The organism is Streptomyces tendae (assembly GCF_008632955.1).
Taxonomy (GTDB): Bacteria; Actinomycetota; Actinomycetes; order Streptomycetales; family Streptomycetaceae; genus Streptomyces.
In genome coordinates, this window is the sequence record NZ_CP043959.1 from 3,882,971 (window position 1) to 3,905,489 (window position 22,519).

Genomic DNA, 22,519 nt, shown 5'->3' on the forward strand with positions numbered 1-22,519 from the left:
GTCCGGGGCGCGGACGCCGCCTACTCCGACCGGCGTAAGGAGCGGTCGGCCGGCATGCCGTCACACCCTTCGGTGACATAACAGTGGGTGTATGACATCGAGACGAAACGCCTCTCAGGTCACCGGGCGCCGTGCGCGCGGATTCCGCGCGGGGGCCGCCGTGATGGTTCTGGCCGCCGCGACCGCCCTCGGCGCCGCCGGGGAGGCGACCGCCTCCCAGGCGGGCCGCTCCGGACCGGACTGGGACGCCATCGCCCGGTGCGAGTCGGGCGGCAACTGGAAGGCCAACACGGGCAACGGCCACTACGGCGGGCTGCAGTTCTCGCAGTCCAGCTGGGTCGCGGCCGGCGGGCTCAAGTACGCTCGGCGCGCGGACCTGGCCACCCGCAAGGAACAGATCGCCGTCGCCGAACGTCTCGCCGCGCTGCAGGGGATGTCGGCCTGGACGTGCGCGTACGCGGGACGCTAGGCGTCCCTCTCCGGAGCGCCCTCGCCCCGTCGCCCGACACCCGACGCCGAACCGGCCGCCACACGCCCTTCGCCCGACACCCGACGCCGGACCGGCCGCGGCACGCCCTTCGCCCGACACCCGACGCCGGACCGGCCGCCACACGCCCTCGCCGGGCGCCCGGCGTCCCGGTGCGGGTGCCGGCCGCCCGGCGAGGGGGCGTTCGCGGCGGAGGTGGCGTTCCGCGGTCGAGGTGGCATTCCGCGGGTGAGGCGGTTCAGCCGACCGGCAGACCCGGCCCCGCCAGCGCCTTGGCGTTCTGAGCGGCCGTCAGCCTGCGGACGAACAGCACGGCCAGCACCGCCGCGACGATGTCGAGGAGCGACCCGGTGATCAGCCACCCCGTGGCGTCGTGGACCGCCTGAGGGCTCTCGGCGTCGTCGTACCGCCGGGTCGCCAAACGGTCGAACACGTTCGACGCGATCCACACCCCCCACCAGGCGTTGAGCAGGCCCTGATGCCGCACCGTGCCCCCGTAGGGGTCGGGCTCGCCGGCCCGCAGCACGTCGAGGGCGATGCCGCGTGGGATCCACAGGTTGGCGAACGGGATGAACCAGGCGCCGATCGCCCAGCCGGCGGACCGGCGCTGCGTGTCCGGAGCGAACACCTCCGCGTTCTGGCGCACCCGGTGGAACCAGATGATGAACACCGTGGCCGTCGCCAGCAGCGCCAGCAGGTAGAACACGCCGGTGCCGGCGAGCGCGGAATCGGCCCGGTCGAGGTCCGTCAGGTCGACGTCCCCGACGCCGGAGGTGATCCGGTCCATCTGCGACCGCATGAAGAACGCGGCCGCCATGTTCAGCACGTCGGCGAGCATCACCAGGCCGAGCAGCACGGTCACGGCGTGCGAGAGACCCACGGGCGAGCGCAGGACCGGACCGGGCGCTGGCATCGGTGTCATGGGCATGGGTGGATGAGCCATGGAGGACCCCCCTGAAAGGCGATGGAAGTGTGGCGCACCCTCCCCAGGACGCCACGCGAAGATCACAAACGAGTGATCAGCTTCCGGACCTTATCCCATCACCCGTGCAGCGTGTCCATGACTATTGCCGCAGGTCCGTCCCCGGTGCCGTCGACGGCGGACGCTTGAGTCTCCCCCCGGGAGAGGGTCCAGGGTGGCGGACATGAACGACACCGATCTCGAAGGACGCGTCGCCGTGGTGGCCGGCGGCAGCAAGGGCACCGGACTGGCGACCGCGCAGCGGCTCCGGCAGGCGGGGGCGAAGGTCGTCACCATCGCCCGTACGCCACCCCGGGCGGGCGACGCGATCTTCGTCCAGGGCGACCTGGGGACCGCCGAGGGCGTGGCCGCGTCGGCCGCGGCCGTCACCGAACGCGTCGGCGTCCCGGACGTCCTCGTGCACGTCGTCGGCGGTTCCGGCTCACCGGCCGGAGGCTACGCGGCCCTCGACGACACGTTGTGGGCCCGGGAGCTGGAACTCAACCTGCTGTCCGCCGTCCGGCTCGACCGCGCCCTGCTCCCCGGCATGGTGGCCCGCGGCACCGGCGCCGTCGTGCACGTGACCTCCATCCAGCGCCGCATGCCGCTGCACGACTCGACCCTGGCGTACGCGGCGGCCAAGGCCGCCCTCACCACGTACAGCAAGGGACTCGCCAACGAGGTGGCGCCGGCGGGGGTGCGGGTGAACTCGGTCGCCCCGGGCTTCATCCGCACCGAGGGCGCCGAGGGCATGCTCACCCGTCGGATGAAGGAGGGCGGCATCAGCCGCGAGGCCGCCCTCGACGAGCTGATGCGCGTCCTCGGCGGCATCCCGCTCGGGCAGCCCGCCGAACCGGAGGAGGTCGCCGAGGTGATCGCCTTCCTGGTCTCGGACCGGGCGGCCGCGGTGGCCGGCGCCGAGTACACCGTGGACGGCGGCACCGTACGGGCCGTCTGAACCCCGCACACCGCACCGGCCGTGCGGTTCCGTACGGCCGGCCGACATCGGAGAGAACCATGCAGACCGACCCCACCCACCGCACGGGCGCGCAGGCGCCGAGCCGCCCCACCCGGGAGGCCCGCGCCTTCGTCGAGGAGTACGTCGCCGCGGCCACGGCCGGCGACCGCGAGCGCCATCTCGCGCTCTTCGACGACAATGTCGTCGTACGCGACGAAGGCCGTACCCATCGCGGGCTCGTCGAGGTCGCGCGCTGGCGCGACCAGGTGCCGCCCGTGGAGTACGACGTCCGTGAGGTCACCGGCACGGCCGCCGCCTGCCGCGCCGTCGCGGAGGTGTCGGGGGACTTCCCCGGCAGCCCCGTGACACTCCGCTTCACCTTCGAGCGCGACGCACGGGGAAGGATCACCCGGCTGGAGATCACACCCTGACGACACACGGTGCACCCTGGAACCGGCCGGCACGGAGGCCGGTCCCAGGGCAGGCCGGCACACGACGACACCGGCCACCGGGACGGACAGGAGGAGGACTCCATGACGGAGCGGCTGACGATCGGGGAGTTCTCCCGCATCACCCACCTGAGCATCCGCACACTGCGCCGGTACCACGAGCAGGACCTGCTGGTCCCCGCCGAGGTCGACCCCGTGACCGGCTACCGCTACTACGCGCCCGCACAGGTACGGCCCGCCCAGACCATCCGGCGGTTCCGCGACCTCGACCTCCCGCTGGCGGACCTGCGGCGCTTCCTGGCGGCGGAGGAGGACGACGGCCGGCGCGGCGAGGCGGACCGTGACACGGCCCGGCAGGTCGTGGCCGCCCATCTGCGCCGTCTGGAGGACCGGCTCGGCCGCACCCAGCGAGCCGTCGAGGCCCTCCGGGAACTCCTCGACCCCGGCGCCGAGCGGACGGTGACCCTGGAGGTCCTCCCGCCCCGGCGCGTGTACGCGGTGTCCCTCGACGTCCCCGAGGGCGCCGGCCTGGACTGGTACGACGCGGCGATGCGCGACCTCGACGCCGCCGCCGGACACCGCCCGGTACTCCCACCCGGCGGCCGCTACGCACACGAACTGTTCACCGAGGGCCACGGCCACGCCACCGTCTACCTCCCCGCCGAGGCACCGCTGCCCACGGACGCACCGGACACCGTGCGCGAACTCCTTCTGCCCGGCCGGACCGCCGCCGTCGCCACCCACCAGGGCCCGCACGACGACCTCGACCTCACCTATGCCGCCGTGGGCTCCTACGCCGCCCGCCACGGCCTGCGCTCACAGGACCTCGTCGAGGAGGTGTACCTGGTCGGCCCCCGCGACACCGACCAGCCCGAACGCTGGCGCACCCTCGTCGCCTGGCTCACCGCCCCGGACGGCGACTGACCGCCCCGACATCCTCCGCAAGCAGAGCGCCCGCGGTGCCGACCGGATCTGGGAGGCACGCCCCCGCTGGACCCGGCCCGAACTCCCGCCCGGCCGGCACGAGGTGACGGCGCTCGACATCAACGGCGCCTACCTGTCCGCCCTCAAGACCCACCTGCCGCTCGGCCAGCTGGAGCACTCCACCGGCAACCGGCACGACCGGCGGCGGGCGGGGGTCCATCTGATCACCCCTCCCGCCTGGGAGCACGACGCGGTCCTGCCGAACCCGATCGGCAGCCGCGACGAGCCGGGTCCGCTGTGGGTGACCGAGCCGACCCTGCGCCTGCTGCTGCGCCACTCGGGTCCCCGGTACGCCCTCTGCGACCCGCCGGAGATCCACGAGTCGTGGACGTCCGGCGCCACCGAGAGCCTGCTGGAGAAGTTCCGCGTCGCGCTCCGGGACGTCCGGGACCGCGCGATCGCCGAGGACGACGAGGTGACCCTGGAGTACGTGAAGGCGATGTACTCCAAGTTCGTCTCCACGATGGGGGAGTCGAACTACAACCGGGAGCTGTACCGCACGGACTGGATGCACCTCATCCGCTCCCAGGCGTTCGTGAACCTGTGGTGGAAGGCGCACCGCGCCCACGACGAGGGCTTGACGGTCGTCCGCGCGATGGGCACCGACGAGCTGCACGTGACCGGCGACTGGCGCGCCGTGTTCCCGGAGGGGCGCGGTGTCACCGAGGTGAAGGTCAAGGACGTCTACACCGTCGGCGACCCCGCCCCGGCCGGAACGGGACACGAGCCGGACTGACACACCTGGGCGGCGGTGCGGGCGGGTGTGTCAGAGGCGCTCGCGTACCCACTCCGGGTCGGGATTGACGTACCCCCGCCCGTCCGTCAGGACCACGGTCGGCACCGTCTCGTTCCCTTCCGCGAAGGACCGCACCACCGCCGCGCCGGCCGGGTCGCGCCAGATGTCGACCCAGTGCGCCCGGCGGGCGTCCCGGCCCAGGCGGAACCGCAGTCGCCTGTAGTAGTGGCAGCCCGGCCGCCAGTAGACGACCGGCCGGCCGTCCTCCTCGCTGCGGCGTTGCGCCTCCAGCGCGCCGGCCGGTTTCGGGAAGATCAGGGGCGAGTTCACCGCCGCGAACGCCACGAACGCCAGCAGGACCACCACCGCCCCGCCGTCGTTCCGGTCCGCGTGCAGCCCGGCCGCGGCGGCGACGCCGGCCACCACGATCAGCAACGGCAGGACCCAGCCCCGCACCATGACGTCCTCCCCAAGCCCTACGACGACTCGCGCACGACCAGCTCCGTGGGGAGCGTGATCTGCCGGCGAGGGGCGTCGTTCAACGTGATGTCGGTGAGGATACGTGCCATCGTGCGGCCGAGCTCCTCCACGGGCTGACGCACCGTGGTCAGCGGGGGGTTGGTGTGCCGGGCCAGCACCGAGTCCTCGAAGCCGACCACGGCGACGTCGTCCGGCACGCGGCGCTTCTGGCGGCGCAATTCGGCCAGGGCGCCCACCGCCATGAGGTCGGAGGCGGCGAAGACGGCGTCCAGATCCGGCGCGCGTTCAAGAAGCAAACGCATGGCACGGCCGCCGCTGTCCTCCGAGAAGTCCCCTGTCTCCAGCAGCAGTTCGTCCGCCGGGACGCCGGCCTCCTGGTGCGCGGTGCGCCACCCCGCGAGACGGGCACGGCCCACGTCCATGTCCTGGGGGCCGCTGATCGTCGCGATCCTCCGCCTGCCGCGGCCGAGCAGATGCCGTACGGCCTCGGCGGCACCCCCGGCGTTGTCGGAGTTGACGTAGCTGAGCTGCTCGCCCGCGTCGCGGCGGCCCGCGAGCACGGTGGGCAGGCCCATCTCCTCCAGGATGCCGGGCAGCCGGTCCTCGGAGTGGACGGAGACCAGCAGCACGCCGTCCACCCGGCGGGTGGCCACCGACTCGGTGAGCTGGTCGCGTTCGGCCTGGTCACGCACCAGCATCAGCTGCAACTGGGTGCCGCTCTCGGCGAGCGCGCCGCTCACACCCCGGATGAGCGCGGCGAAGAACGGCTCCGAACCGAGCCGGCTCTCCGATTCCGGGATGACCAGGGCCACGGCGTTGGTGCGGTTGGTGACCAGGCCGCGGGCGACCGAGTTGGGGACGTAGTTCAGTTCTTTGATCGCCGCCAGGACCCTGGCCCGCGCGTCGGCGCTGACGAGATCCGAACCGTTGACGACACGGGAGACGGTGGTGCGACCCACGCCCGCGCGGGCGGCGACGGTTTTGATCGTGGGACGGCGGTTGCCGGTCATGCACTCCCCCCTCGGCGGCCGCGGCGGCGTTCTCTGCCGCGGAGGTGACCTGCGGCAATTCTTGCAGACGTCCGCGTCGGCACAGCACCCCCAGGGTCCGGAAGGCGAACACGCGGCCCGCCTCGCACGCGGAAGTTGCTTTCAAGTTATTGACAGATTGCGCCGCTGCTACGAGTCTTCGTTGCGCGGTGGGAACGTGCCCACCCAGAGTTGGGCACGTTCCCACTCGATTCAGAGCCGCTGTAGTCATCGCAGAACTCGTCACTCCGATGTGTCAGCGCCGTCGCTAGGAGGAGATCCATGGGCACTCTCGGTTCGTTGCGCAGGAAGGCGGTGGCGTCAGCCGCGGCCGTCGGCGCGCTCGCGCTCGTCGTCGGCTGCAGCGGCGACGGCGACTCGGTCACCGGTGGCAGCAAGGACGGCGACAAGGTCACCATCACCATGGGCCTGTTCGGCGTCATGGGGATCAAGGAGACCGGCCTCCTCGAGGAGTACGAGAAGCAGAACCCCGGCGTCACGATCAAGGCCGAGATAGCCGGTGACGAGCAGACCTACTACACCGCGCTGCAGACCAAGCTCGCCGCCGGCAAGGGCCTGAAGGACATCCAGGGCATCGAGATCGGCCGGGCCAAGGAGATCACCGAGACCCGGGCGAAGATGTTCGCCGACTTCAAGGGCGTGGCGGGCACCGACCACTTCCTGCCCTGGAAGCAGTCGCAGATCACCACCCAGGACGGCAAGGTGCTGGGCCTCGGCACCGACATCGGCCCGATGGCCGTCTGTTACCGCAAGGACTACTTCGAGAAGGCCGGCCTGCCGACCGACCGCGAGCAGGTCGCCAAGCTGTGGGAAGGCGACTGGAAGAAGTACGTCGAGGTCGGCCGCACCTTCAAGAAGAACTACAAGGGCGGCGACGTCGCCTACACGGACTCCGCCAGCGGCCTGTTCAACGCCATGGTCTACGGCTACCCCGAGCAGTACTACAACGAGCAGGGCGACCTGATCTACGAGACGAACCCGGCCGTCAAGGAGGCCTGGGAGCTGTCGTCGGACGCGGCCGAGGAGGACCTGACCGCCAAGCTGCGCCAGTTCCAGCCCGGCTGGGACCCCGGTCTGTCCAACGGCACCTTCGCGACCGCCGTGTGCCCCGCCTGGATGCTGAGCCACATCAGCGAGAAGGCCGGTGACGCCAACAAGGGCAAGTGGGACGTGGCCCGCGCGCCCAAGGGCGCCAACTGGGGCGGTTCCTTCCTCGGCGTGATCGAGAAGAGCCCGGTGAAGGAGGAGGCCCAGAAGCTCGTCGCCTGGCTGACCGCGCCCGAGCAGCAGGCCCGCATCTTCAAGGACCTCGGCAACATCCCGTCCTCGCAGAAGGCCCTCGAGGACCCCACCGTGAAGAACGCGACGTCCGACTACTTCAGCGGTGCGCCCCTCGGCCAGATCTTCGGTGCCGCGGCGCAGGACATCCCCGACAAGCAGGTCCTCGGCCGCAAGGACGGCACCATCAAGGACACCTTCTCCCAGGGCCTGGCCCTGGTCGAGCAGGGGACGCCGCGTGACGAGGCATGGAAGACCACCGCGAACCGCATTGAGAAGGCGGTCCGCTGACCGTCGCACAGCGGCCGTCCCGGGCCCGCCCCGCCCTTCGGGGCAGCGGGCCCGGGACGGCTCCCCATCCGTTCTGAGGAAGGAAGTCCGGTGGCCACCTCCACCACCAAGGCCCTGGCCGGCGAGGAGCCGCCGGGCCCGTCCCGCACGGGAGACGGGAAGGAGAACTCGCGGTGGCGCGGCGCCTGGTTGCACCGCCTCGACGTCAAGGGCGCGCCGTACGCGTTCATCGCTCCGTTCTTCGTCGTCTTCGCCGCGTTCAGCTTCTACCCGCTCATCTACACCTCGTGGATCTCCCTGCACGACGTGGAACTGGCCACGCTCGACATCATGGAGTGGGTGGCGTTCGACAACTACGTCGAGCTGTGGGGCGACTCGCGGTTCTGGAACGCCCTGCAGAACACCATCACCATCGGCATCATCTCCACGGTGCCGCAGCTGCTGATGGCCCTGGGCATGGCGCACCTGCTCAACTACCGCATGCGCGCCTCGCTGTTCTTCCGCGTCGCGTCGCTGGTCCCGTACGCCACGTCCGTCGGCGCCGCCGCGCTCGTCTTCACCATGATCTACGAGCGTGACTTCGGCATGATCAACTGGGCGCTCGGCACGGTCGGGATCGACCCGGTGAACTGGGAGGCCGACAAGTGGCCCGCCCAGGCCGCGATCTCCACCATCGTCATCTGGCGCTGGACCGGGTACAACGCCCTGCTGTACCTCGCGGCCATGCAGGCCATCCCCGCCGACCGGTACGAGGCCGCCTCCCTGGACGGCGCCTCCCGCTGGCAGCAGTTCACGCACGTCACCGTGCCCGGTATCCGGTCCACCATCGTCTTCACCATCGTGCTCTCCACGATCGGCGCCACCCAGCTGTTCGGTGAGCCGCTGATCTTCGGCCAGGGCCCCAACGGCGTCACCGGCGGCGCGGACAACCAGTACCAGACGCTCGGCCTGCTGCTGTACGAAGAGGGCTGGAAGAACTACCAGATGGGCCGCTCGGCGACCGTCGCCTGGGCGATGTTCATGCTGCTCGTCCTCGCGTTCGTGACGCAGCACCTGATCAAGCGCCTGCGCTCCCGTAAGTCCTGACCTGGAGACGCCATGACCACCGACAGCCTCCCGGTCCGGACGGACACCCCGGTCCGGACCGCACCCGACAAGCCCGCCCGCCGCGGCGGACGCCGTCTGCTGCGCGAACGCGCCGGGCGCACCCACCACGCGGGACCGCTCGCCTACGTCCTGCTCGCCATCATGGCGATCCTGTCCATCTTCCCGCTGTACTGGACGATGGTGGCGGCCTCCACCGACAACACCCGGGTCAGCCAGACGCCGCCGCCCTTCCTGCCCGGCCCCAACCTGTTCAGCAACCTCGCCCGCGCCTGGGACGAGGCGGCGATGGGCAAGGCCATGATCAACAGCACGATCGTGGCCGGGGTGATCGCCCTGTCCACCGTGTTCTTCGCGACGCTCGCCGGCTTCGCCTTCGCCAAGCTGCGGTTCAAGGGCCGCAACATCCTGCTCATGCTGGTGATCGGCACCATGATGGTGCCGCCGCAGCTCGGCGTCGTCCCGCTGTTCATGATGATGTCGGAGCTCGGCTGGTCGCAGCAGCTGCCCGCCGTCATCTTCCCCACGCTGGTCAGCGCCGTCGGCGTGTTCTTCATGCGGCAGTACCTCTCCGAGGCGCTGCCCGACGAACTCGTCGAGGCGGCCCGGGTGGACGGGGCGCACTCGCTGCGCATCTTCTGGAGCATCGTGCTGCCGGTGGCGCGGCCCGCCATGGCCGTCCTGTTCATGATCACGTTCGTGCACGCGTGGAACGACTTCTTCTGGCCGTTCGTGGTGCTCGACATGACCAACCCGACCGTCCCCGTCGCCCTCACCCAGCTCAGCGCGGGTTACGTCCGCGACCAGTCGCTCATCATGGCCGGCGCGCTGCTCGGCACCCTGCCGCTGCTGGCGATGTTCATCGTCTTCGGACGCCAGATCGTCAGCGGCATCATGGCCGGCGCCGTCAAGGGCTGACCGCCCCTCCGCAGCCCCGAACCGACACCCCCACCGGGCCGGTTCGCGCACCCCCGTGAACCGGGCCCGCCACCTCGAAAGGACTTACGTGGTCACCGCAGCACAGCAGACCGCGTCCGCCCCGGACGCCGCCCGCACCTTCCCCAAGGGCTTCCTCTGGGGTTCCGCCACCGCCTCCTACCAGATCGAGGGGGCCGCCTCCGAGGACGGACGCACACCGTCCATCTGGGACACCTACTCCCGCACCCCCGGCCGGGTCCGCAACGGCGACACCGGTGACGTGGCCACCGACCACTACCACCGCTGGCGCGAGGACGTCGCCCTCATGGCCGAACTCGGCCTGGGCGCCTACCGGTTCTCCCTCGCCTGGCCCCGCATCCAGCCCACCGGCCGCGGCCCCGCCGTGCAGAAGGGCCTGGACTTCTACCGGCGCCTGGCCGACGAGCTGCTGGAGAAGGGCATCCAGCCCGTCGCCACCCTCTACCACTGGGACCTGCCCCAGGAGCTGGAGGACGCCGGCGGCTGGCCCGAGCGCGCCACCGCCGAGCGCTTCGCCGAGTACGCCGCCATCGCCGCCGACGCCCTCGGCGACCGGGTGAAGACATGGACCACCCTCAACGAACCCTGGTGCAGCTCCTTCCTCGGCTACGGCTCCGGCGTGCACGCCCCCGGCCGCACCGACCCGGTCGCCGCCCTGCGCGCCGCCCACCACCTCAACCTCGGCCACGGACTCGCGGTCCAGGCCCTGCGCGACCGTCTCCCGGCCGCCGCCCAGTGCTCGGTCACCCTCAACATCCACCACGTCCGCCCGCTCACCGGCAGCGAGGGCGACGCGGACGCCGTGCGCCGCATCGACGCCCTGGCCAACCGGGTCTTCACCGGCCCGATGCTGCAGGGCGCCTACCCGGAGGACCTCCTCAAGGACACGGCCGGCCTGACCGACTGGTCCTTCGTGAAGGACGGCGACCTGGAACAGATCAACCAGCCGCTGGACTTCCTCGGCGTCAACTACTACACGCCCACCGTCGTCTCCGAGACGGACGGCAGCGGCACCCACACCTCCGACGGACACGGCAACAGCCCGCACAGCCCGTGGCCGGCCGCCGACCGGGTCGCCTTCCACCAGCCGCCCGGCGAGCGCACCGCCATGGGCTGGGCCGTCGACGCCACCGGCCTGTACGACCTGCTGCGCCGGCTGTCCGGCGACTTCCCGAAGCTGCCGCTGGTCATCACCGAGAACGGTGCCGCGTTCGACGACTACGCCGACCCGTCCGGCAACGTCAACGACCCGGCCCGCATCTCCTACGTCCGCGAGCACCTGGCCGCCGTCCACCGGGCCATCCTGGACGGCTCCGACGTCCGGGGCTACTTCCTGTGGTCCCTGCTGGACAACTTCGAGTGGGCGCACGGATACAGCAAGCGCTTCGGCGCGGTGTACGTCGACTACCCGACGGGCACCCGCATCCCCAAGGCCAGCGCACGCTGGTACGCGGAGGTCGCCCGCACGGGCGTCCTGCCGGCGGCCTGACCCCTGAACCGTGAGCCCGACTCCCCGCCCGTGGGGGGACGGGGAGTCGGGCTCACGCCCTCACCCGGGCGTCCCGGGTGTTCCGCACCGCCTCCGCAACAACTCCACGCCTTCGCCGTGGAGTTCGTCGCAGCAGGCGGCACGCCCCGTCATCGCCATGACCAGATCCACGGTGCGCCCGGACACGAGCGGCCCGGCCCCGGCGGCGAAGGGGCCGTCGTCGGCGACGAGTTGCAGCCCACCGATACGCCCCTTGGCGACGACGACGAGGTCCGTGCCGCTGTAGTACTCGGCCAGGGCCGTGGCGGTCCCGGTGGGATACGCGCGCCGTGTGCCGAGCGGACGCCGGATGTCCTCCCCGTGCACCACGGTCTCGCCCAGCATCGCGATGACGGGCAGCGGGGGCTTGGTCGTGCTCGGCACGGCCTGCCGGAAACGGTCGAGGGTTTCACCGGGGCCGGCCCCGAGCTGCTGGGCGAGCCGCAGGGCCACCTGCTTGTCGAAGTCGAACCGGCAGCGGAGGACGCCCGCGAGCCACCTGACGGTGTCGAGACTCGCCCCCGCGGTCAGATGCGCCAGCACCTCGCGTACGGTCAGCCCGTCGCAGAGCGAGGGCGTCGCCCACTGATCGTCCGTGAGCTCACGGAGATCGTCGGCCAGGGCGGCCCGCTCGGCGTGAACCAGGCCCCACACCTCGGTGTCACGTGGTCGTCGTGCTGCCGTTACCGAACGACTCATAAGCCCCTGCACTCCTGTCACCAGCGGTGCTGTCCAGGGTCAGACCCTCACCTCGCAGCAAAGTCATCGCTGACGGGGCGGCAGGATCGACGCGTGCATCCTGACCAGCGTGGGGCGTCGTCCGGGACTTCGCGCGGACGGGGAGCCTGGGGTCACCAGGGGAGTGGCACGCCGTGCAGGAGTGGGCGTGTACGTGGTGGTTGGGCTGGCCGGGCTCAGGCCGGCCTGCGCCACACCGAGATGTGCTTGGGGGAGTCCTGGGCGAACGGTGACCCGTCCCAGTCCGCGACGCGGCGCTCCAGTCCGAGCCCGGCGATCCGCGCCATGAGGTCGAGTTCCGCCGGCCAGGCGTAGCGGTGCCGGGAGGCGTCGCGGCGGTAGCGACCGTCGTCCCTGTCGCGGGTGAAGTGATGCGAGACGAGCATCTGCTCGACGAGGTCGAACGTGTCGAAGCCCAGATGCCGCTCGCTGACGTCGAACGGCACGGCGACCTGCCCGAGCGGCAGCGAACGCAACGGAGGCACGCCCAACTCGACGACGAATCGGCCACCGGGTGCCAGGTGACGTGCGGCGTTGCGGAAGCACTCGACCTGCTCGTCCTGCGTGAGCAGGTTGGAGATGGTGTTGTAGACGAGATAGACGAGGGTGAAGGTGCCGGGCACGACGGTGGTGGCCATGTCCCCGATGACGACGGGGAGTGTGTCCTCGTCGACCTTGCGCCGCAGTACGGCCGCCATGGGTTCGGACAGTTCGATGCCCGTCACCGGCACACCACGTTCCCGCAGAGGTACCCCCACGCGCCCGGTCCCGATGGCGAACTCCAGGGCCCGGCCGTCCCCGGCCAGCTCCGCGAGGAAGTCCACGGTCGGCCCGAGGACGGCGGCCGAGAACATCTCGGTGTCCTCGGCGTCATAGCGTTCGGCGGCCGCACGGCTCCACAGCTCACTGGTCGTCACGGACGGCCACTCTGCCGCGCACGGAGAGACACTGTCGACTCATTTACCGGGACGGCCCGGCGGGCGGCCGCAGCAGGTCATGCCGGCCGTCAGGGCGGTGCGGGCTTGAGACGTGGTCACGCGCCCCGCACAGCCACTTTCGCGATTCCTGGACCTCCACGGCCAGGGACGGCGTGGACGGCATCAGCAGCATGGTGCCCCAGTCGTCCGGTAGTTCGTAGGCGTTCCCGTCGCGCGTCAGCGAGCCGACCGAACCGAAGCCGGGCGAGCCGCTCGCAGCGACCGCGGGCTCGACGACGCCCCGGCCCGTCCGGTGCAGCTCAAGCACGGAGGAGAAGGCGATCGTGGTCCTCCGCCGGGGCGAAGCGGCCCCGTACTCCCGGTGGCCCGGCACCAGCAGCAGATCGAGCCGGATGCTCAGGACGCCCGGGCGGACCGTGATGTCAGTGATCATCGCGCTCACGGCATCCCCGCCCCCTGCCGCCCCCACCCAGGGTGCCCGGCACCTGGGATGACGGCGGTCTGGTTGTCGTGGCCGGGGCGATCGAGGCTGAGGGCCGAGCGGTGACCACGCCGCAGCCCACCGATCAAGGATCCGCCATGCACGTCAACGACACCACCAGCGCCGCCGTCCTCGAACAGCTCAGGCGTCGCCCCGCCGCGGAACGCCGCGTGCTGTTCCGGGGCGCGACCCTCGTCACCATGGACCCTGACCTCGGCGTCATCGACCACGGAGACCTCCTCGTCGAGGGCGACACCATCACCGCCGTCGGGACGGACCTCAGCGCCGGGGACGCCGTCGTCGTCGACGTCACCGGCAGCATCCTCAGCCCCGGGTTCGTCGACACCCACCGGCACGCCTGGGAGGCCCAGCTGCGGCGGATCATGCCGGACGTCGACGACCTCGGCGGCTACGTGATGTCCACGCTGGCCGGCTACGCCACCGTCTACCGGCCCGAGGACATGTACACCGGCACCAAGCTCGCCGCCCTCACCGCGATCGACAGCGGCATCACCACCATGCTCGACTTCTCCCACAACTCCCGTTCCCGCGCGCACTCCGACGCCGCCGTCGAGGCGCTCCGTGACACCGGCATCCGGGGCGTGCACGCCTCCATGGGCCCGCACTTCGGGGACTGGGACGGGCAGTGGCCCGGCGACCTCGCCCGCCTCAGAAACCAGTACTTCAGCAGCGACGACCAGCTGCTGACCCTCCGCCTGGCGGCCCTGGCCACCGACGAGGTCGCCGGACCGGCCCTCGCCTACGGTCCCCGACTCGCGCGCGTCGCGGACGACCTGGGCCTCGGAGTCAGCGTGGACGCCGTCTTCGGCGCCACCTCCTCCGAGGCGATCGCGCGCTGGGCCGAGGACGGCCTCCTCGGCCCCGACGTGACCTTGATCCACGCGACCGGGCTGACCCCGAAGGCGTGGAAGGCGATGGGGGAGACCGGCACCACCGTGGCACTCGCCCCCACCTCCGACGCCCAGATCGGCCTGGAGACCGCGGTTCCCGCCGTCGACGAGGCACTGGCCGCCGGCATCCGCCCCGGACTGAGCATCGACGTCGAGGTCGCCCTGGCCGGCGACATGTTCACGCAGATGCGGGCCCTGCACACCATCCAGCGGATGCGCGCCGTCAACGCCACGTACGGCACCGACGAGGCACCCCGCCGCATCACCACCCGTGACGTCCTGGACTTCGCCACCCTCCAGGGCGCCCGCACCAACGGCCTCGTCGGCGTCACCGGCTCACTCACCCCGGGCAAGAAGGCCGACCTGCTGGTGATCGGGGCCGAGGACATCAACAACATGCCGCTCAACGATCCGATCGGCACCGTCGTCCTGGGCTCCGACGCACGCAACATCACCGCCGTCCTCGTCGACGGCGAGCCCCGCAAGTGGGACGGCCGTGTCCTCGGCGTCGACCTCGCCGCCCTGCGCGACGAGGTCCACGCCTCCCGCGCGCACGTGCTGTACACGCCGGCCGCCTGAGCACCCCGCCCCCCCTCCCGGGGTGCGCGGACCCTGGGTGAAGCGCACCCCCCTTCAGCCCTCCAACCCGGCACTTCGAAGCTCTAGCCTCGACACATGGACACAGACAGGGACCCCACCGCCGAGAACGCGATGGGAGACTTCCTCCGCGCACGGCGCGCACGGCTGCGCCCCGAGGACGTGGGCGCCGCCTCGACCGGCCGCCGCAGGGTGCCCGGTCTGCGCCGCGAGGAGGTCGCCATGCTCGCCGGAGTGAGCACCGACTACTACACGCGCCTGGAACAGGGCCGTGAACGCCACCCCTCGCGGCAGATACTCGAGGCCGTCGCGCGGGTCCTGCGGCTGGACGACGAGGCGGTGGCCCACCTCCACCGCGTCGCCGGCCCGGCCCCCCGCCGCGTGCGCCGGGCGCAGCGCACCGAACGCGTCGCGCCGCCCCTGCGACGGCTCCTGGACACGTGGAACGACACACCCGCCTTCGTCCTGGGCCCCGCCCTGGACATCCTGGCCCGCAACCGGCTCGCGCACGCCCTGTTCGCCGACTTCACCCACGCCGACAACCTGCTGCGTATGGCGTTCCTGGACCGGGCGGCAGCGCACTTCTACCGCGACTGGGAGCGGGCCGCCGAGGCGACCGTCGCGACCCTGCGGCAGGCGGCCGGCATCGACCCGGACAACGAGCGGCTGTGCCTGCTCGTGGGTGAACTGTCCATGAAAAGCCCGGACTTCCGCGTGCTGTGGGCCCGCCACGACGTACGCGGCAAGACCCACGACGCCAAGCTGCTCCATCACACCGAGGTCGGTGACCTGGAACTGCACTACGAGACGTTCACCGTGAACAGCGCCCCCGCCCAGCAGCTCGTGGTCTACCAGGCCGAACCAGGAACCCCCTCCGCCGACGCCCTCGTCCTGCTCGGCTCCCTCAGCGCCGTACCCGGCGACCCTTCCGTGCCCGCACCGGACACCGCGACGGACGCCACCCGCGACTGAACACATACCGGGCGTGCACAGGGGTGATCACCCCGAGTTCACGGCAACGCCGACTCCGGGGCACCGAACGGTGCCCCGGAGTCGGCGCTTGCACGCGACCGGTCAGCCGCGCGACCCGCGCCTTCCCTCCCGGGCGCGCCGGTCGTCCTCGCGGTGGAGGACCAGATGTTCGTGGTACAGGATGCCGTCGCGGACGTCGCCGGTGGCGGTGAAACCGGTGTCGTCCACGTAGTCGATGTGGTCACCGGTGACGGTGTAGCGGCCCGTGTAGGCGCTCCGGCGGTTGCCGCGGGCCTCGTCGTAGCGGCCGTTCGGCAGCAGCTCCTGGCGGATGTGTCCGTCCGCGGTCACCCACATTCCGACGTGCGGGTGCGGGGCGTGGGGTGTGTCGTTGCTGGTCATGACGCCATGGTCGGCCCGGCGGGCGGGGGCCACCAGGTCGCCGTTCCCCTGGGTGCCGCACACCCGGGCACACGGCGGCCTGGTTCCGGTCCCGCACCGCGACGACCCTGGGAGTCACGCGGCCATCCGCGACCGTCGAGCCGCTGCACCTCCGCAGCCGCCCTCCGACCTCCCGGCCAACCCGAGCTGCCCGCCGCCCCCGAGTACCACCCCTTGACCTCGCGTCAGCGCCTCCGCCGGTCCTCCGGGGCCGCGTCCGACACCACCGGCCCTGGTGTGGGCACGACGAGATCACGGGCCTGTGGCTCCGAGGCGCGTGACTGTGGCTCCGAGGCGCGTGACTGCGGGCCGTTCGTGCCGGCGTGGTCGTCGACGGGGGACTCGGCGGGCCGGGGCGACACCGTGGGCCCTGTCGTGGGGGAGGGCGTGGTGGTCACCGGCGGCGGGGCCAGCGGGACGGTCGGGGTGACGGGCCGGTCGGAGGTCGCCGCGTTCTGCAACGGCAGGGCGACGAGCAGGGCGACGGCGCACGTGACACCGGCGCCGACCGCCGTGCGGACCAGCCGCCGCCGGGCCGCCCGGCGCCGGATCGTCTCGAACCGGCCCGGCGGCGGCCCGAGATGCTCCGACGTGGGCCGCAACAGCACGGCCAGCGGGTCGTCCGGCTCGAACTCCGGGTCCTCGTCAGCGTGTGTGATCAAGGTTTCTCCTCAGGTGGGCACGGAGCAGCTCCCTGGCCGCGTGAAGATCGGCCTTGATGGTTCCTTCCTTGCGTCCGGTCACCGCGGACACCTCCCGGACCGGCAGGTCAGCGTAGTAGTGCAGGAGGATCGGCACCCGCAGGCGTTCCGGCAGCGACTGCACCAGCAACCGCACCGAGGGGTCGGAGGGTTCGCTGTGCGGCCGTACCGCCGCCTCGGTGCCCACCCGGCGTACGGTCTTCCGCTCGCGTTCGAGGCGGCGCCAGTGGTCGCGGACCAGGTTGGCCGCGGTGACGTACAGGAAGCCCCGGGGTTCCGTCACGGAGGTCCAGCGCGACCACAGCCGGGTGAACGCCTCCGAGGCGATCTCGTGGGCCGTCTCGTCGTCGTCGACCAGCCGACGGCACCAGCCGGCGAGGCGCGGGTAGAGGGCAGCGAAAAGTTCGGACGCTGCCTGCTCGCGGGACCGTTTCAATGCTCTCCATGGTCGGGGCGGCCCCGGTGACGGGGTACCGCTCGGGACGGATGCCGGGCCGCCGGTACGACGGCCCGGCACAGGGGGCGGGTCAGGGGTGGTGGCGCTCAGCGCCGCGAAGACGATCACGTTGTCGCGGTACTCGTCGCCCTCCAGCGGCCCGCCGCACGTGATGAGCCGCAGCTCGGGCCGGTCGACGTCGCCGTAGACCGCCTCCGTGGGAAGTCGGCCTTGGCGACCGTCCGCACGGAGGTGACGGCGAACCGGGCCGCCGTGCCGTTCTCCAGACGCACCGTGATCCCGTCGCCCCGGCGCAGCCGCGCCAGGTGACGGAACACCCCGTCCCCGTAGGCACCCACGGTGACGTGGCCGAGGAGTACCGAAGGTCCGCGCTGCCCCGGCGTGGGGGAGTGCCGGTACCAGCCGGCCTGGTCGTCGGCCGTGATCGGGGGGACCTCGACCGTGCGGTCGGGGGCCAGCCCCAGCCGCATGACCGGGGTGTCGACCCCGATGGCCGGGATCTCCAGACCGACCGGCACCGAACGCCCCAAGGGGCGCGGCGCGTCGGCGGAGGACCCCACGGCCGGGTTCCGGGTCCCCGGCGGCCCGGTCGCCCCGGACCGCGGCGGGTCCGGGGCGTCTCCGCCCCGCAGCCGGCGACCACGCAGGCCGCCACCGCGGTGACGAAGGCACGCCTGGAGAACGGCGTCATGCCCCGGACGCCCGCCGGCGCACGACGAGGAACACCGCACCGCCCGCGGCGGCCACCGCGGCGGCGCCGCCGCCGCCGAGGAGCAGACCGTCGCCGCCGGCCTGCGCGGAGGCCGGCGCGTCACCGGTGTCCGGCGCCCCGCGGGGCACGACGCTGACGCTGCCGGTGTCCTCGGCCGGGGCCCCCGTACCGGGCTCGGCGGGGACCGGGCTGGGAGCGGTCTCGGCCGCCTGGTCGCGGGGCTGCTCGGTGGACACCGCGGTGTCGGGGACGGGGGAGGGGTCGTCGGCGAAGGCCGGCACGGCAGTCGCCAGCACGGCGGTGCAGGCAAGGGCCGCCGCGCTCAACACGTTTCGGCGCATGTAACGCTCTCTTCCTGGTCCGCCCGCACGGTCGCCCGGCGGGCTGGGTGATGGATCGTGCGGAGAGACGAGGGAGCGGCGGCCCACGTTGCAAAGAGAAGGCAAAGACGTCGGCGGCGGTGCAGCCGGGTCAGTCCAGGACGGCTGTCGCCTCCACCTCGACCAGGACGTCGGGCTCGAAGAGGTGGTCGACCCCGATGAGGGAGGAGGGCGGAAGCGGCACCCTCAGCCCGATCTCCTCAGCGACCTCCTCGACGCCTGCCATGAACGGCCCGATCTTCTCGGGCGCCCAGTCGGTGACGTAGAACGTCAGGCGCAGTACGTCGTCGAAGGAGGCGCCCGCGCCCCGCAGGCCGCGCGCCGTGGCCCGGAGGGAGTGGGCGACCTGCCCGGCGAGGTCCCCCGGCGCGAGCGGCACCCCGTCCGCGGTCCGGGCGATCTGGCCGCTGACGTGCACGTGCCGCGTGCCCGTCCCCACGGCGACGTGCTCGTACGGGGTGGGCTGCAGCATGCCTTCGGGCGTGAAACGGCGGACGGCCACGGGGGTCTCCTCGTGTCGAAGAAGTAGGTATACCTTTGATACTTGGTGTACGAAGGACACTTCAAGGAGACCAGGTATCGTGCCGGAAACCGACGGCGGCCGAGAGGGCCGCGAGCTGCGGATCGAGATGGCGCACCGCGAGCTGCTCGACCAGGTGCTGGACAAGTGGTCGCTGAGCGTCCTCAACGAACTCTGCGAACGGCCCTGCCGGTTCAACGACCTGCGCCGCGCCGTCCCGGCGGTGACCCAGAAGTCGCTCACCGCGACGCTGCGACGGCTCGAGCGCAACGGCATCGTGGAGCGGAAGGTCGTCAGTTCCCGCCCGGTCGCCGTCGAGTACCGGATCACCCCGCTGGGCAAGACCATGCGGCGCCCCGTCGACGTCCTGCTGGAGTGGACCACGACCCACATGCCCGAGATCGAACGGGCCCGCCGCGCCTTCGACCTGGAGTGACCCTCCGGACTCCCTCCCGCCGCCCCCTTCCGCGCCCTGGCACACGCCGGGTGTCGAGAACGCGGCGCCGGCTCCGTCCCAGGGGTACGACTGTCCGGTACGCGGCGAGCGAAGCGACGAAGAGGGAGCACCCGTGGCGATTCAGCGCATGGACAACGTAGGCATCGTCGTCGACGACCTGAAGGCCGCCGTCGCCTTCTTCGCCGAACTCGGCATGGAGCTGGAGGGCGAGGCGGAACTCGAAGGAAGCACCCCGGACCGGATGCTCGGCCTGGACGGGGTCCGCAGCGCCATCGCGATGATGCGCACCCCGGACGGCCACGGCAAGCTCGAACTGACGACGTTCCACGCCCCGGAGGCGGTCGCCGCGCAGCCTGCCGTGCCGCCGCCCCACACACTGGGTCTGCACCGGGTCATGTTCGCCGTCGACGACATCGACGACACGATCACCCGCCTGCGCCCCCACGGCGCCGAACTCCTCGGCGAGGTGGCCCGGTACGGGAACGCCTACCGGCTCTGCAACCTCCGGGGCCCCGCGGGGATCATCGTCGCCCTGGCCGAAGAGATCGGCTGACTCGCGCAACGGCCGGACACCTGCGGGAACTTGACCTCAACCGGACTTGAGTTTCTACGTTCGTCCCCGAGAGCCGCGGTACCGGACCGTGGCGCCCCGAGGAGGTCCGTCATGGACGAGCGCATGGCACCGGCCGAGATCCCCGACCGCTACCACTACGCGGTGGTCCGCACATCATGGTCGACGACGCCGCCGCGGCGATCGACTTCTACCGACGGGCGTTCGGCGCGCGCGAGGACTTCCGCGTCGACGCGCCGGGCGGGGAGTGCTGCACGCGGAGATCACGGTGGGCCGCTCGGTCCTGATGCTGGGCGACGTGAGCGTCGAGGAGGCGGAGAACGCGTCCTTCGCGGCGCCCGCCTCGCTCGGCGGTGGCACCTCCGTCACGCTGCACGTCTTCGTCCCGGACGTCGACAGCCTCGCCGCACGCGCGGAGGCGGAGGGCGCGGAGATCCTCCAGCCGCCGACCGACATGTTCCACGGGACCGCACGGTGATCCTCCGGGACCCTCGGGGCACCTGTGGGTGTTCCTCACCCACATCGAGGACGTCTCCGAGGACGAACTCAGGCGCCGCCTGGCCGCGGCCGTCTGACGCCGGGCGCCGCCCGGCGGCCTCCCGCGCGACGTCGCGGGCGCCCGGGCCGCCCGCCCGTGACCTCACGTGACACCGGGCGCCCGTCCGGTGACATGAGGCACCGCCTGCCGCCGCACCGCGCCCCGCTCAGGCCGCCGCGTCCCCGACCGTGACGCCCAGCCGGCCGGCCACCGTGGTGAGGGCGGGGCCGAGTGGCAGCTCGACCCGGGTCAGGGCGTGCCGGTCGCCCCGGGTGGGGTCCCGGTTGACGATCAGCACCGGCGTGCCGGCCCCCGCCGCCAGCCGGACGAACCGCAGACCGGACATCACCGTCAACGACGACCCCAGGACCAGCAACGAGGACGCCTGCCGCACCAGCCCCCGGCACAGCTCGACCCGCTGCGGCGGCACGGTCTCCCCGAAGAAGACCACGTCCGGCTTGAGGATCCCGCCGCAGACCGCGCAGGGCACCACGCGGAAGTCCCCGACCTGCCCGTCGGTGAGGTCGGCGTCGCCGTCGGGGTTGATGCCCGCGGCGACCGGCGAGAACCCCGGGTTGACCTCCTCCAGCCGCTCCGCGAGCTCACGGCGCGGGCTGACCGTCCCGCAGGACAGGCAGATCACCCGCTCCAGGCTGCCGTGCAGCTCCACGACCCCCTCGCTGCCGGCGGCCTGGTGCAGCCCGTCGACGTTCTGGGTGATCACGCCGGAGACCAGGCCGTGACGGGCGAACGCGGCCACGGCCCGGTGCCCCGCGTTGGGCAGGGCGCGCCCGAAGGTGCGCCAGCCGAGGTGACTGCGAGCCCAGTAGCGGCGCCGGGCGGCGGCCTCGGCGACGAACTCCTGGTACGTCATCGGGGTGTGCCGGCTCAGGCTCCCACCCTCGCCGCGGTAGTCGGGGATCCCGGACTCCGTGGAGATGCCGGCGCCACTGAGCACGAGCACACCGCCGGCGCGCAGCGCCTCGACGACGGGTTCCAGGTCCGTGGTGCCCGGCGGCAGGTCGTCGGCCGGGGTCCAGCTCAAAGTGGGGCGCACACGCATGTCCACCAGGGTACGGAACGGCCGCAAGCCCCCGACGATCTTGTGATCCGGTGGCCTACGGGCGCGTACGGAAGGCCCGGTCGACGGACGAGAGCCGAGGAGCTGGGGGTGCCGGAGCGGAACATCGAGTTCGGCGCGTTCGGGGCCCGTGGTCTGAAGGGCCACGAGGCCGCCGCCCGCCGCCTCGACGCGCTCGCCGGTTTCGTCGCCACCCCCGTCACCGCGCGGCGCGGACTGCTCGCCCGCCTGCACTACCTCACCCGTACCGAGCGTGCCCGAGAGGCGGCCCGGGAGGCCGGCCTGACCGTCACCGACCGCACCCTCAAGGCGTGGCTGGAGGGCAGCCGGACCCCCACCCGCCTCAACCTGGAACGTGTCGAGACGGCCTACCGTGCCGTGCGCCGCCAGAACGTGGCCCGCTACCTGCTCGCCCGCCTCAACCGGGAGGGCGCGGCACCCGCGTCGAGTTCCACCCGCTGAACCAGTCCCAGGTCGACCGGCCCCGCCAGCGCGTCATCTCGTACCGCACGCTCAACGTCCGCCACTGGGACCGCGTCGTCGACGCCTGGGCCGCGCAGGACGACGCGGCGCTCGACGAGGCGTGGATCAGCGACGTCGTCGTCGACCTCGGTTCGGAGTGGGGCCAGTACGAGTACGTCAGCAACGTGGGCTTCGCCGCCTGACCCGCCCCGCCCGCCCCTCGCCCGGCCTCCTCATTCCGCCTGACGCCCGGTGCCCGGGCCGCCCCCTCCGCGGTCGGCGGGCCTGGGCCGCCCCCCC

Annotated in this window: 26 protein-coding genes and 3 pseudogenes; 16 read left to right on the top strand and 13 right to left on the bottom strand. The window is 72.1% G+C overall.

Annotation, left to right across the window (positions count from 1 at the left end):
- The first annotated feature begins 91 nt into the window (after positions 1 to 91).
- Positions 92 to 469 (top strand): transglycosylase family protein, encoded by a 378-nt coding sequence (locus F3L20_RS17675; RefSeq protein WP_150155199.1) that lies wholly within the window; start codon positions 92 to 94, stop codon positions 467 to 469.
- Positions 470 to 725: 256 nt separating this feature from the next.
- Here the strand turns inward: F3L20_RS17675 and F3L20_RS17680 are convergent, their stop codons facing one another.
- The gene (locus F3L20_RS17680) at positions 726 to 1,409 is read right to left on the bottom strand and encodes a DUF4328 domain-containing protein (protein ID WP_150155200.1); all 684 of its coding nucleotides are present in this window, start codon (positions 1,407 to 1,409) and stop codon (positions 726 to 728) included.
- A gap of 223 nt (positions 1,410 to 1,632) precedes the next feature.
- Between F3L20_RS17680 and F3L20_RS17685 the strand changes: the two genes are divergently transcribed.
- From F3L20_RS17685 to F3L20_RS17700, 4 genes and pseudogenes are all read left to right on the top strand, one after another.
- Positions 1,633 to 2,406, top strand: a complete 774-nt coding sequence (locus F3L20_RS17685; protein WP_150155201.1) for an SDR family oxidoreductase — start codon at positions 1,633 to 1,635, stop codon at positions 2,404 to 2,406.
- A 59-nt stretch (positions 2,407 to 2,465) separates the two neighbouring features.
- Entirely contained in the window at positions 2,466 to 2,837 is a 372-nt protein-coding gene (locus tag F3L20_RS17690; protein ID WP_150155202.1) for a nuclear transport factor 2 family protein, read from the top strand.
- Positions 2,838 to 2,939: 102 nt separating this feature from the next.
- Positions 2,940 to 3,779, top strand: coding sequence for a MerR family transcriptional regulator (locus F3L20_RS17695; RefSeq protein ID WP_150155203.1), 840 nt, complete (start codon positions 2,940 to 2,942; stop codon positions 3,777 to 3,779).
- A gap of 4 nt (positions 3,780 to 3,783) precedes the next feature.
- A pseudogene (locus F3L20_RS17700) lies at positions 3,784 to 4,575 on the top strand (transcriptional regulator); the annotation flags it as partial.
- Positions 4,576 to 4,605: 30 nt separating this feature from the next.
- On the opposite strand, the gene F3L20_RS17705 reads toward F3L20_RS17700, so the two are convergent.
- Both F3L20_RS17705 and F3L20_RS17710 read right to left on the bottom strand, forming a co-directional pair.
- Complete coding sequence (locus F3L20_RS17705) at positions 4,606 to 5,034, bottom strand: hypothetical protein (protein WP_150155204.1); 429 nt, start codon at positions 5,032 to 5,034, stop codon at positions 4,606 to 4,608.
- A 17-nt stretch (positions 5,035 to 5,051) separates the two neighbouring features.
- Positions 5,052 to 6,065, bottom strand: a complete 1,014-nt coding sequence (locus tag F3L20_RS17710; RefSeq protein ID WP_150155205.1) for a LacI family DNA-binding transcriptional regulator — start codon at positions 6,063 to 6,065, stop codon at positions 5,052 to 5,054.
- 300 nt (positions 6,066 to 6,365) lie between these two features.
- Between F3L20_RS17710 and F3L20_RS17715 the strand changes: the two genes are divergently transcribed.
- The 4 genes from F3L20_RS17715 to F3L20_RS17730 all read left to right on the top strand — a co-directional run bounded on the left by F3L20_RS17715 (position 6,366) and on the right by F3L20_RS17730 (position 11,223).
- Positions 6,366 to 7,673 (top strand): ABC transporter substrate-binding protein, encoded by a 1,308-nt coding sequence (locus F3L20_RS17715; RefSeq protein ID WP_150155206.1) that lies wholly within the window; start codon positions 6,366 to 6,368, stop codon positions 7,671 to 7,673.
- A gap of 90 nt (positions 7,674 to 7,763) precedes the next feature.
- Positions 7,764 to 8,759: a carbohydrate ABC transporter permease gene (locus tag F3L20_RS17720; RefSeq protein ID WP_150155207.1), complete on the top strand. Its 996-nt coding sequence runs from the start codon at positions 7,764 to 7,766 to the stop codon at positions 8,757 to 8,759.
- A 12-nt stretch (positions 8,760 to 8,771) separates the two neighbouring features.
- On the top strand, positions 8,772 to 9,695 hold the full coding sequence (locus tag F3L20_RS17725) for a carbohydrate ABC transporter permease (protein WP_150155208.1): 924 nt from the start codon (positions 8,772 to 8,774) through the stop codon (positions 9,693 to 9,695).
- Positions 9,696 to 9,783: 88 nt separating this feature from the next.
- Entirely contained in the window at positions 9,784 to 11,223 is a 1,440-nt protein-coding gene (locus F3L20_RS17730) for a GH1 family beta-glucosidase (protein ID WP_150155209.1), read from the top strand.
- Positions 11,224 to 11,283: 60 nt separating this feature from the next.
- Here F3L20_RS17730 and F3L20_RS17735 read toward each other — a convergent pair whose 3' ends face one another.
- From F3L20_RS17735 to F3L20_RS17745, 3 genes are all read right to left on the bottom strand, one after another.
- Positions 11,284 to 11,961: a maleylpyruvate isomerase family mycothiol-dependent enzyme gene (locus F3L20_RS17735; RefSeq protein ID WP_150155210.1), complete on the bottom strand. Its 678-nt coding sequence runs from the start codon at positions 11,959 to 11,961 to the stop codon at positions 11,284 to 11,286.
- Positions 11,962 to 12,176: 215 nt separating this feature from the next.
- Positions 12,177 to 12,917 (bottom strand): class I SAM-dependent DNA methyltransferase, encoded by a 741-nt coding sequence (locus F3L20_RS17740; protein ID WP_150155211.1) that lies wholly within the window; start codon positions 12,915 to 12,917, stop codon positions 12,177 to 12,179.
- A 43-nt stretch (positions 12,918 to 12,960) separates the two neighbouring features.
- Positions 12,961 to 13,371, bottom strand: coding sequence for a hypothetical protein (locus tag F3L20_RS17745; protein ID WP_150155212.1), 411 nt, complete (start codon positions 13,369 to 13,371; stop codon positions 12,961 to 12,963).
- Positions 13,372 to 13,517: 146 nt separating this feature from the next.
- On the opposite strand from F3L20_RS17745, the gene F3L20_RS17750 reads away from it, so the two are divergent.
- Positions 13,518 to 14,909, top strand: coding sequence for an amidohydrolase family protein (locus tag F3L20_RS17750; protein WP_150155213.1), 1,392 nt, complete (start codon positions 13,518 to 13,520; stop codon positions 14,907 to 14,909).
- Positions 14,910 to 15,005: 96 nt separating this feature from the next.
- The gene (locus tag F3L20_RS17755; RefSeq protein WP_150155214.1) at positions 15,006 to 15,899 is read left to right on the top strand and encodes a helix-turn-helix transcriptional regulator; all 894 of its coding nucleotides are present in this window, start codon (positions 15,006 to 15,008) and stop codon (positions 15,897 to 15,899) included.
- Positions 15,900 to 16,001: 102 nt separating this feature from the next.
- On the opposite strand, the gene F3L20_RS17760 is transcribed toward F3L20_RS17755, so the two are convergent.
- The 6 genes and pseudogenes from F3L20_RS17760 to F3L20_RS17785 form a co-directional block, all read right to left on the bottom strand.
- Complete coding sequence (locus tag F3L20_RS17760; protein ID WP_150155215.1) at positions 16,002 to 16,301, bottom strand: Atu4866 domain-containing protein; 300 nt, start codon at positions 16,299 to 16,301, stop codon at positions 16,002 to 16,004.
- Positions 16,302 to 16,525: 224 nt separating this feature from the next.
- A complete protein-coding gene (locus tag F3L20_RS17765; protein ID WP_240810671.1) occupies positions 16,526 to 17,002 on the bottom strand; it encodes a hypothetical protein in 477 nt (158 codons plus the stop codon).
- Entirely contained in the window at positions 16,986 to 17,477 is a 492-nt protein-coding gene (locus F3L20_RS17770) for an RNA polymerase sigma factor (protein ID WP_024887039.1), read from the bottom strand. The genes F3L20_RS17765 and F3L20_RS17770 overlap by 17 nt, the downstream gene beginning before the upstream one ends.
- A 99-nt stretch (positions 17,478 to 17,576) precedes the next feature.
- Positions 17,577 to 18,189 (bottom strand): annotated as a pseudogene (locus F3L20_RS17775) (class F sortase); the annotation flags it as partial.
- Positions 18,186 to 18,551, bottom strand: coding sequence for a hypothetical protein (locus F3L20_RS17780; RefSeq protein ID WP_150155216.1), 366 nt, complete (start codon positions 18,549 to 18,551; stop codon positions 18,186 to 18,188). The pseudogene F3L20_RS17775 and the gene F3L20_RS17780, both read right to left, overlap by 4 nt.
- Before the next feature lie 130 nt (positions 18,552 to 18,681).
- A complete protein-coding gene (locus F3L20_RS17785) occupies positions 18,682 to 19,092 on the bottom strand; it encodes a RidA family protein (RefSeq protein ID WP_150155217.1) in 411 nt (136 codons plus the stop codon).
- A gap of 127 nt (positions 19,093 to 19,219) precedes the next feature.
- Here F3L20_RS17785 and F3L20_RS17790 point away from each other — a divergent pair, with 127 nt between their 5' ends.
- From F3L20_RS17790 to F3L20_RS34690, 4 genes are all read left to right on the top strand, one after another.
- Positions 19,220 to 19,546, top strand: a complete 327-nt coding sequence (locus tag F3L20_RS17790) for a winged helix-turn-helix transcriptional regulator (RefSeq protein WP_145824984.1) — start codon at positions 19,220 to 19,222, stop codon at positions 19,544 to 19,546.
- 133 nt (positions 19,547 to 19,679) lie between these two features.
- A complete protein-coding gene (locus tag F3L20_RS17795) occupies positions 19,680 to 20,120 on the top strand; it encodes a VOC family protein (RefSeq protein ID WP_167534546.1) in 441 nt (146 codons plus the stop codon).
- A 176-nt stretch (positions 20,121 to 20,296) separates the two neighbouring features.
- Positions 20,297 to 20,425, top strand: coding sequence for a VOC family protein (locus F3L20_RS35305; RefSeq protein ID WP_276615851.1), 129 nt, complete (start codon positions 20,297 to 20,299; stop codon positions 20,423 to 20,425).
- On the top strand, positions 20,407 to 20,616 hold the full coding sequence (locus F3L20_RS34690) for a hypothetical protein (protein WP_240810672.1): 210 nt from the start codon (positions 20,407 to 20,409) through the stop codon (positions 20,614 to 20,616). The genes F3L20_RS35305 and F3L20_RS34690 overlap by 19 nt, the downstream gene beginning before the upstream one ends.
- Before the next feature lie 226 nt (positions 20,617 to 20,842).
- Here the strand turns inward: F3L20_RS34690 and F3L20_RS17805 are convergent, their stop codons facing one another.
- Positions 20,843 to 21,739 carry an NAD-dependent protein deacetylase gene (locus F3L20_RS17805; RefSeq protein ID WP_150155218.1) on the bottom strand — a complete coding sequence of 299 codons (897 nt, stop codon included), beginning with the start codon at positions 21,737 to 21,739 and terminating at the stop codon, positions 20,843 to 20,845.
- Between the two features lie 108 nt (positions 21,740 to 21,847).
- Here F3L20_RS17805 and F3L20_RS17810 point away from each other — a divergent pair.
- Positions 21,848 to 22,422 (top strand): annotated as a pseudogene (locus F3L20_RS17810) (transcriptional regulator).
- Positions 22,423 to 22,519 lie beyond the last annotated feature (97 nt).

Coding starts and splice junctions, on each gene's coding strand:
- F3L20_RS17710 (WP_150155205.1), bottom strand. CDS start 6,065: ATGACCGGCAACCGCCGTCCCACGATCAAAACCGTCGCCGCCCGCGCG.
- F3L20_RS17725 (WP_150155208.1), top strand. CDS start 8,772: ATGACCACCGACAGCCTCCCGGTCCGGACGGACACCCCGGTCCGGACC.
- F3L20_RS17715 (WP_150155206.1), top strand. CDS start 6,366: ATGGGCACTCTCGGTTCGTTGCGCAGGAAGGCGGTGGCGTCAGCCGCG.
- F3L20_RS17675 (WP_150155199.1), top strand. CDS start 92: ATGACATCGAGACGAAACGCCTCTCAGGTCACCGGGCGCCGTGCGCGC.
- F3L20_RS17705 (WP_150155204.1), bottom strand. CDS start 5,034: ATGGTGCGGGGCTGGGTCCTGCCGTTGCTGATCGTGGTGGCCGGCGTC.
- F3L20_RS17805 (WP_150155218.1), bottom strand. CDS start 21,739: ATGCGTGTGCGCCCCACTTTGAGCTGGACCCCGGCCGACGACCTGCCG.
- F3L20_RS17695 (WP_150155203.1), top strand. CDS start 2,940: ATGACGGAGCGGCTGACGATCGGGGAGTTCTCCCGCATCACCCACCTG.
- F3L20_RS17750 (WP_150155213.1), top strand. CDS start 13,518: ATGCACGTCAACGACACCACCAGCGCCGCCGTCCTCGAACAGCTCAGG.
- F3L20_RS35305 (WP_276615851.1), top strand. CDS start 20,297: ATGGTCGACGACGCCGCCGCGGCGATCGACTTCTACCGACGGGCGTTC.
- F3L20_RS17755 (WP_150155214.1), top strand. CDS start 15,006: ATGGACACAGACAGGGACCCCACCGCCGAGAACGCGATGGGAGACTTC.
- F3L20_RS17780 (WP_150155216.1), bottom strand. CDS start 18,551: ATGCGCCGAAACGTGTTGAGCGCGGCGGCCCTTGCCTGCACCGCCGTG.
- F3L20_RS17790 (WP_145824984.1), top strand. CDS start 19,220: ATGGCGCACCGCGAGCTGCTCGACCAGGTGCTGGACAAGTGGTCGCTG.
- F3L20_RS17745 (WP_150155212.1), bottom strand. CDS start 13,371: ATGATCACTGACATCACGGTCCGCCCGGGCGTCCTGAGCATCCGGCTC.
- F3L20_RS17680 (WP_150155200.1), bottom strand. CDS start 1,409: ATGACACCGATGCCAGCGCCCGGTCCGGTCCTGCGCTCGCCCGTGGGT.
- F3L20_RS17690 (WP_150155202.1), top strand. CDS start 2,466: ATGCAGACCGACCCCACCCACCGCACGGGCGCGCAGGCGCCGAGCCGC.
- F3L20_RS17760 (WP_150155215.1), bottom strand. CDS start 16,301: ATGACCAGCAACGACACACCCCACGCCCCGCACCCGCACGTCGGAATG.
- F3L20_RS17735 (WP_150155210.1), bottom strand. CDS start 11,961: ATGAGTCGTTCGGTAACGGCAGCACGACGACCACGTGACACCGAGGTG.
- F3L20_RS17685 (WP_150155201.1), top strand. CDS start 1,633: ATGAACGACACCGATCTCGAAGGACGCGTCGCCGTGGTGGCCGGCGGC.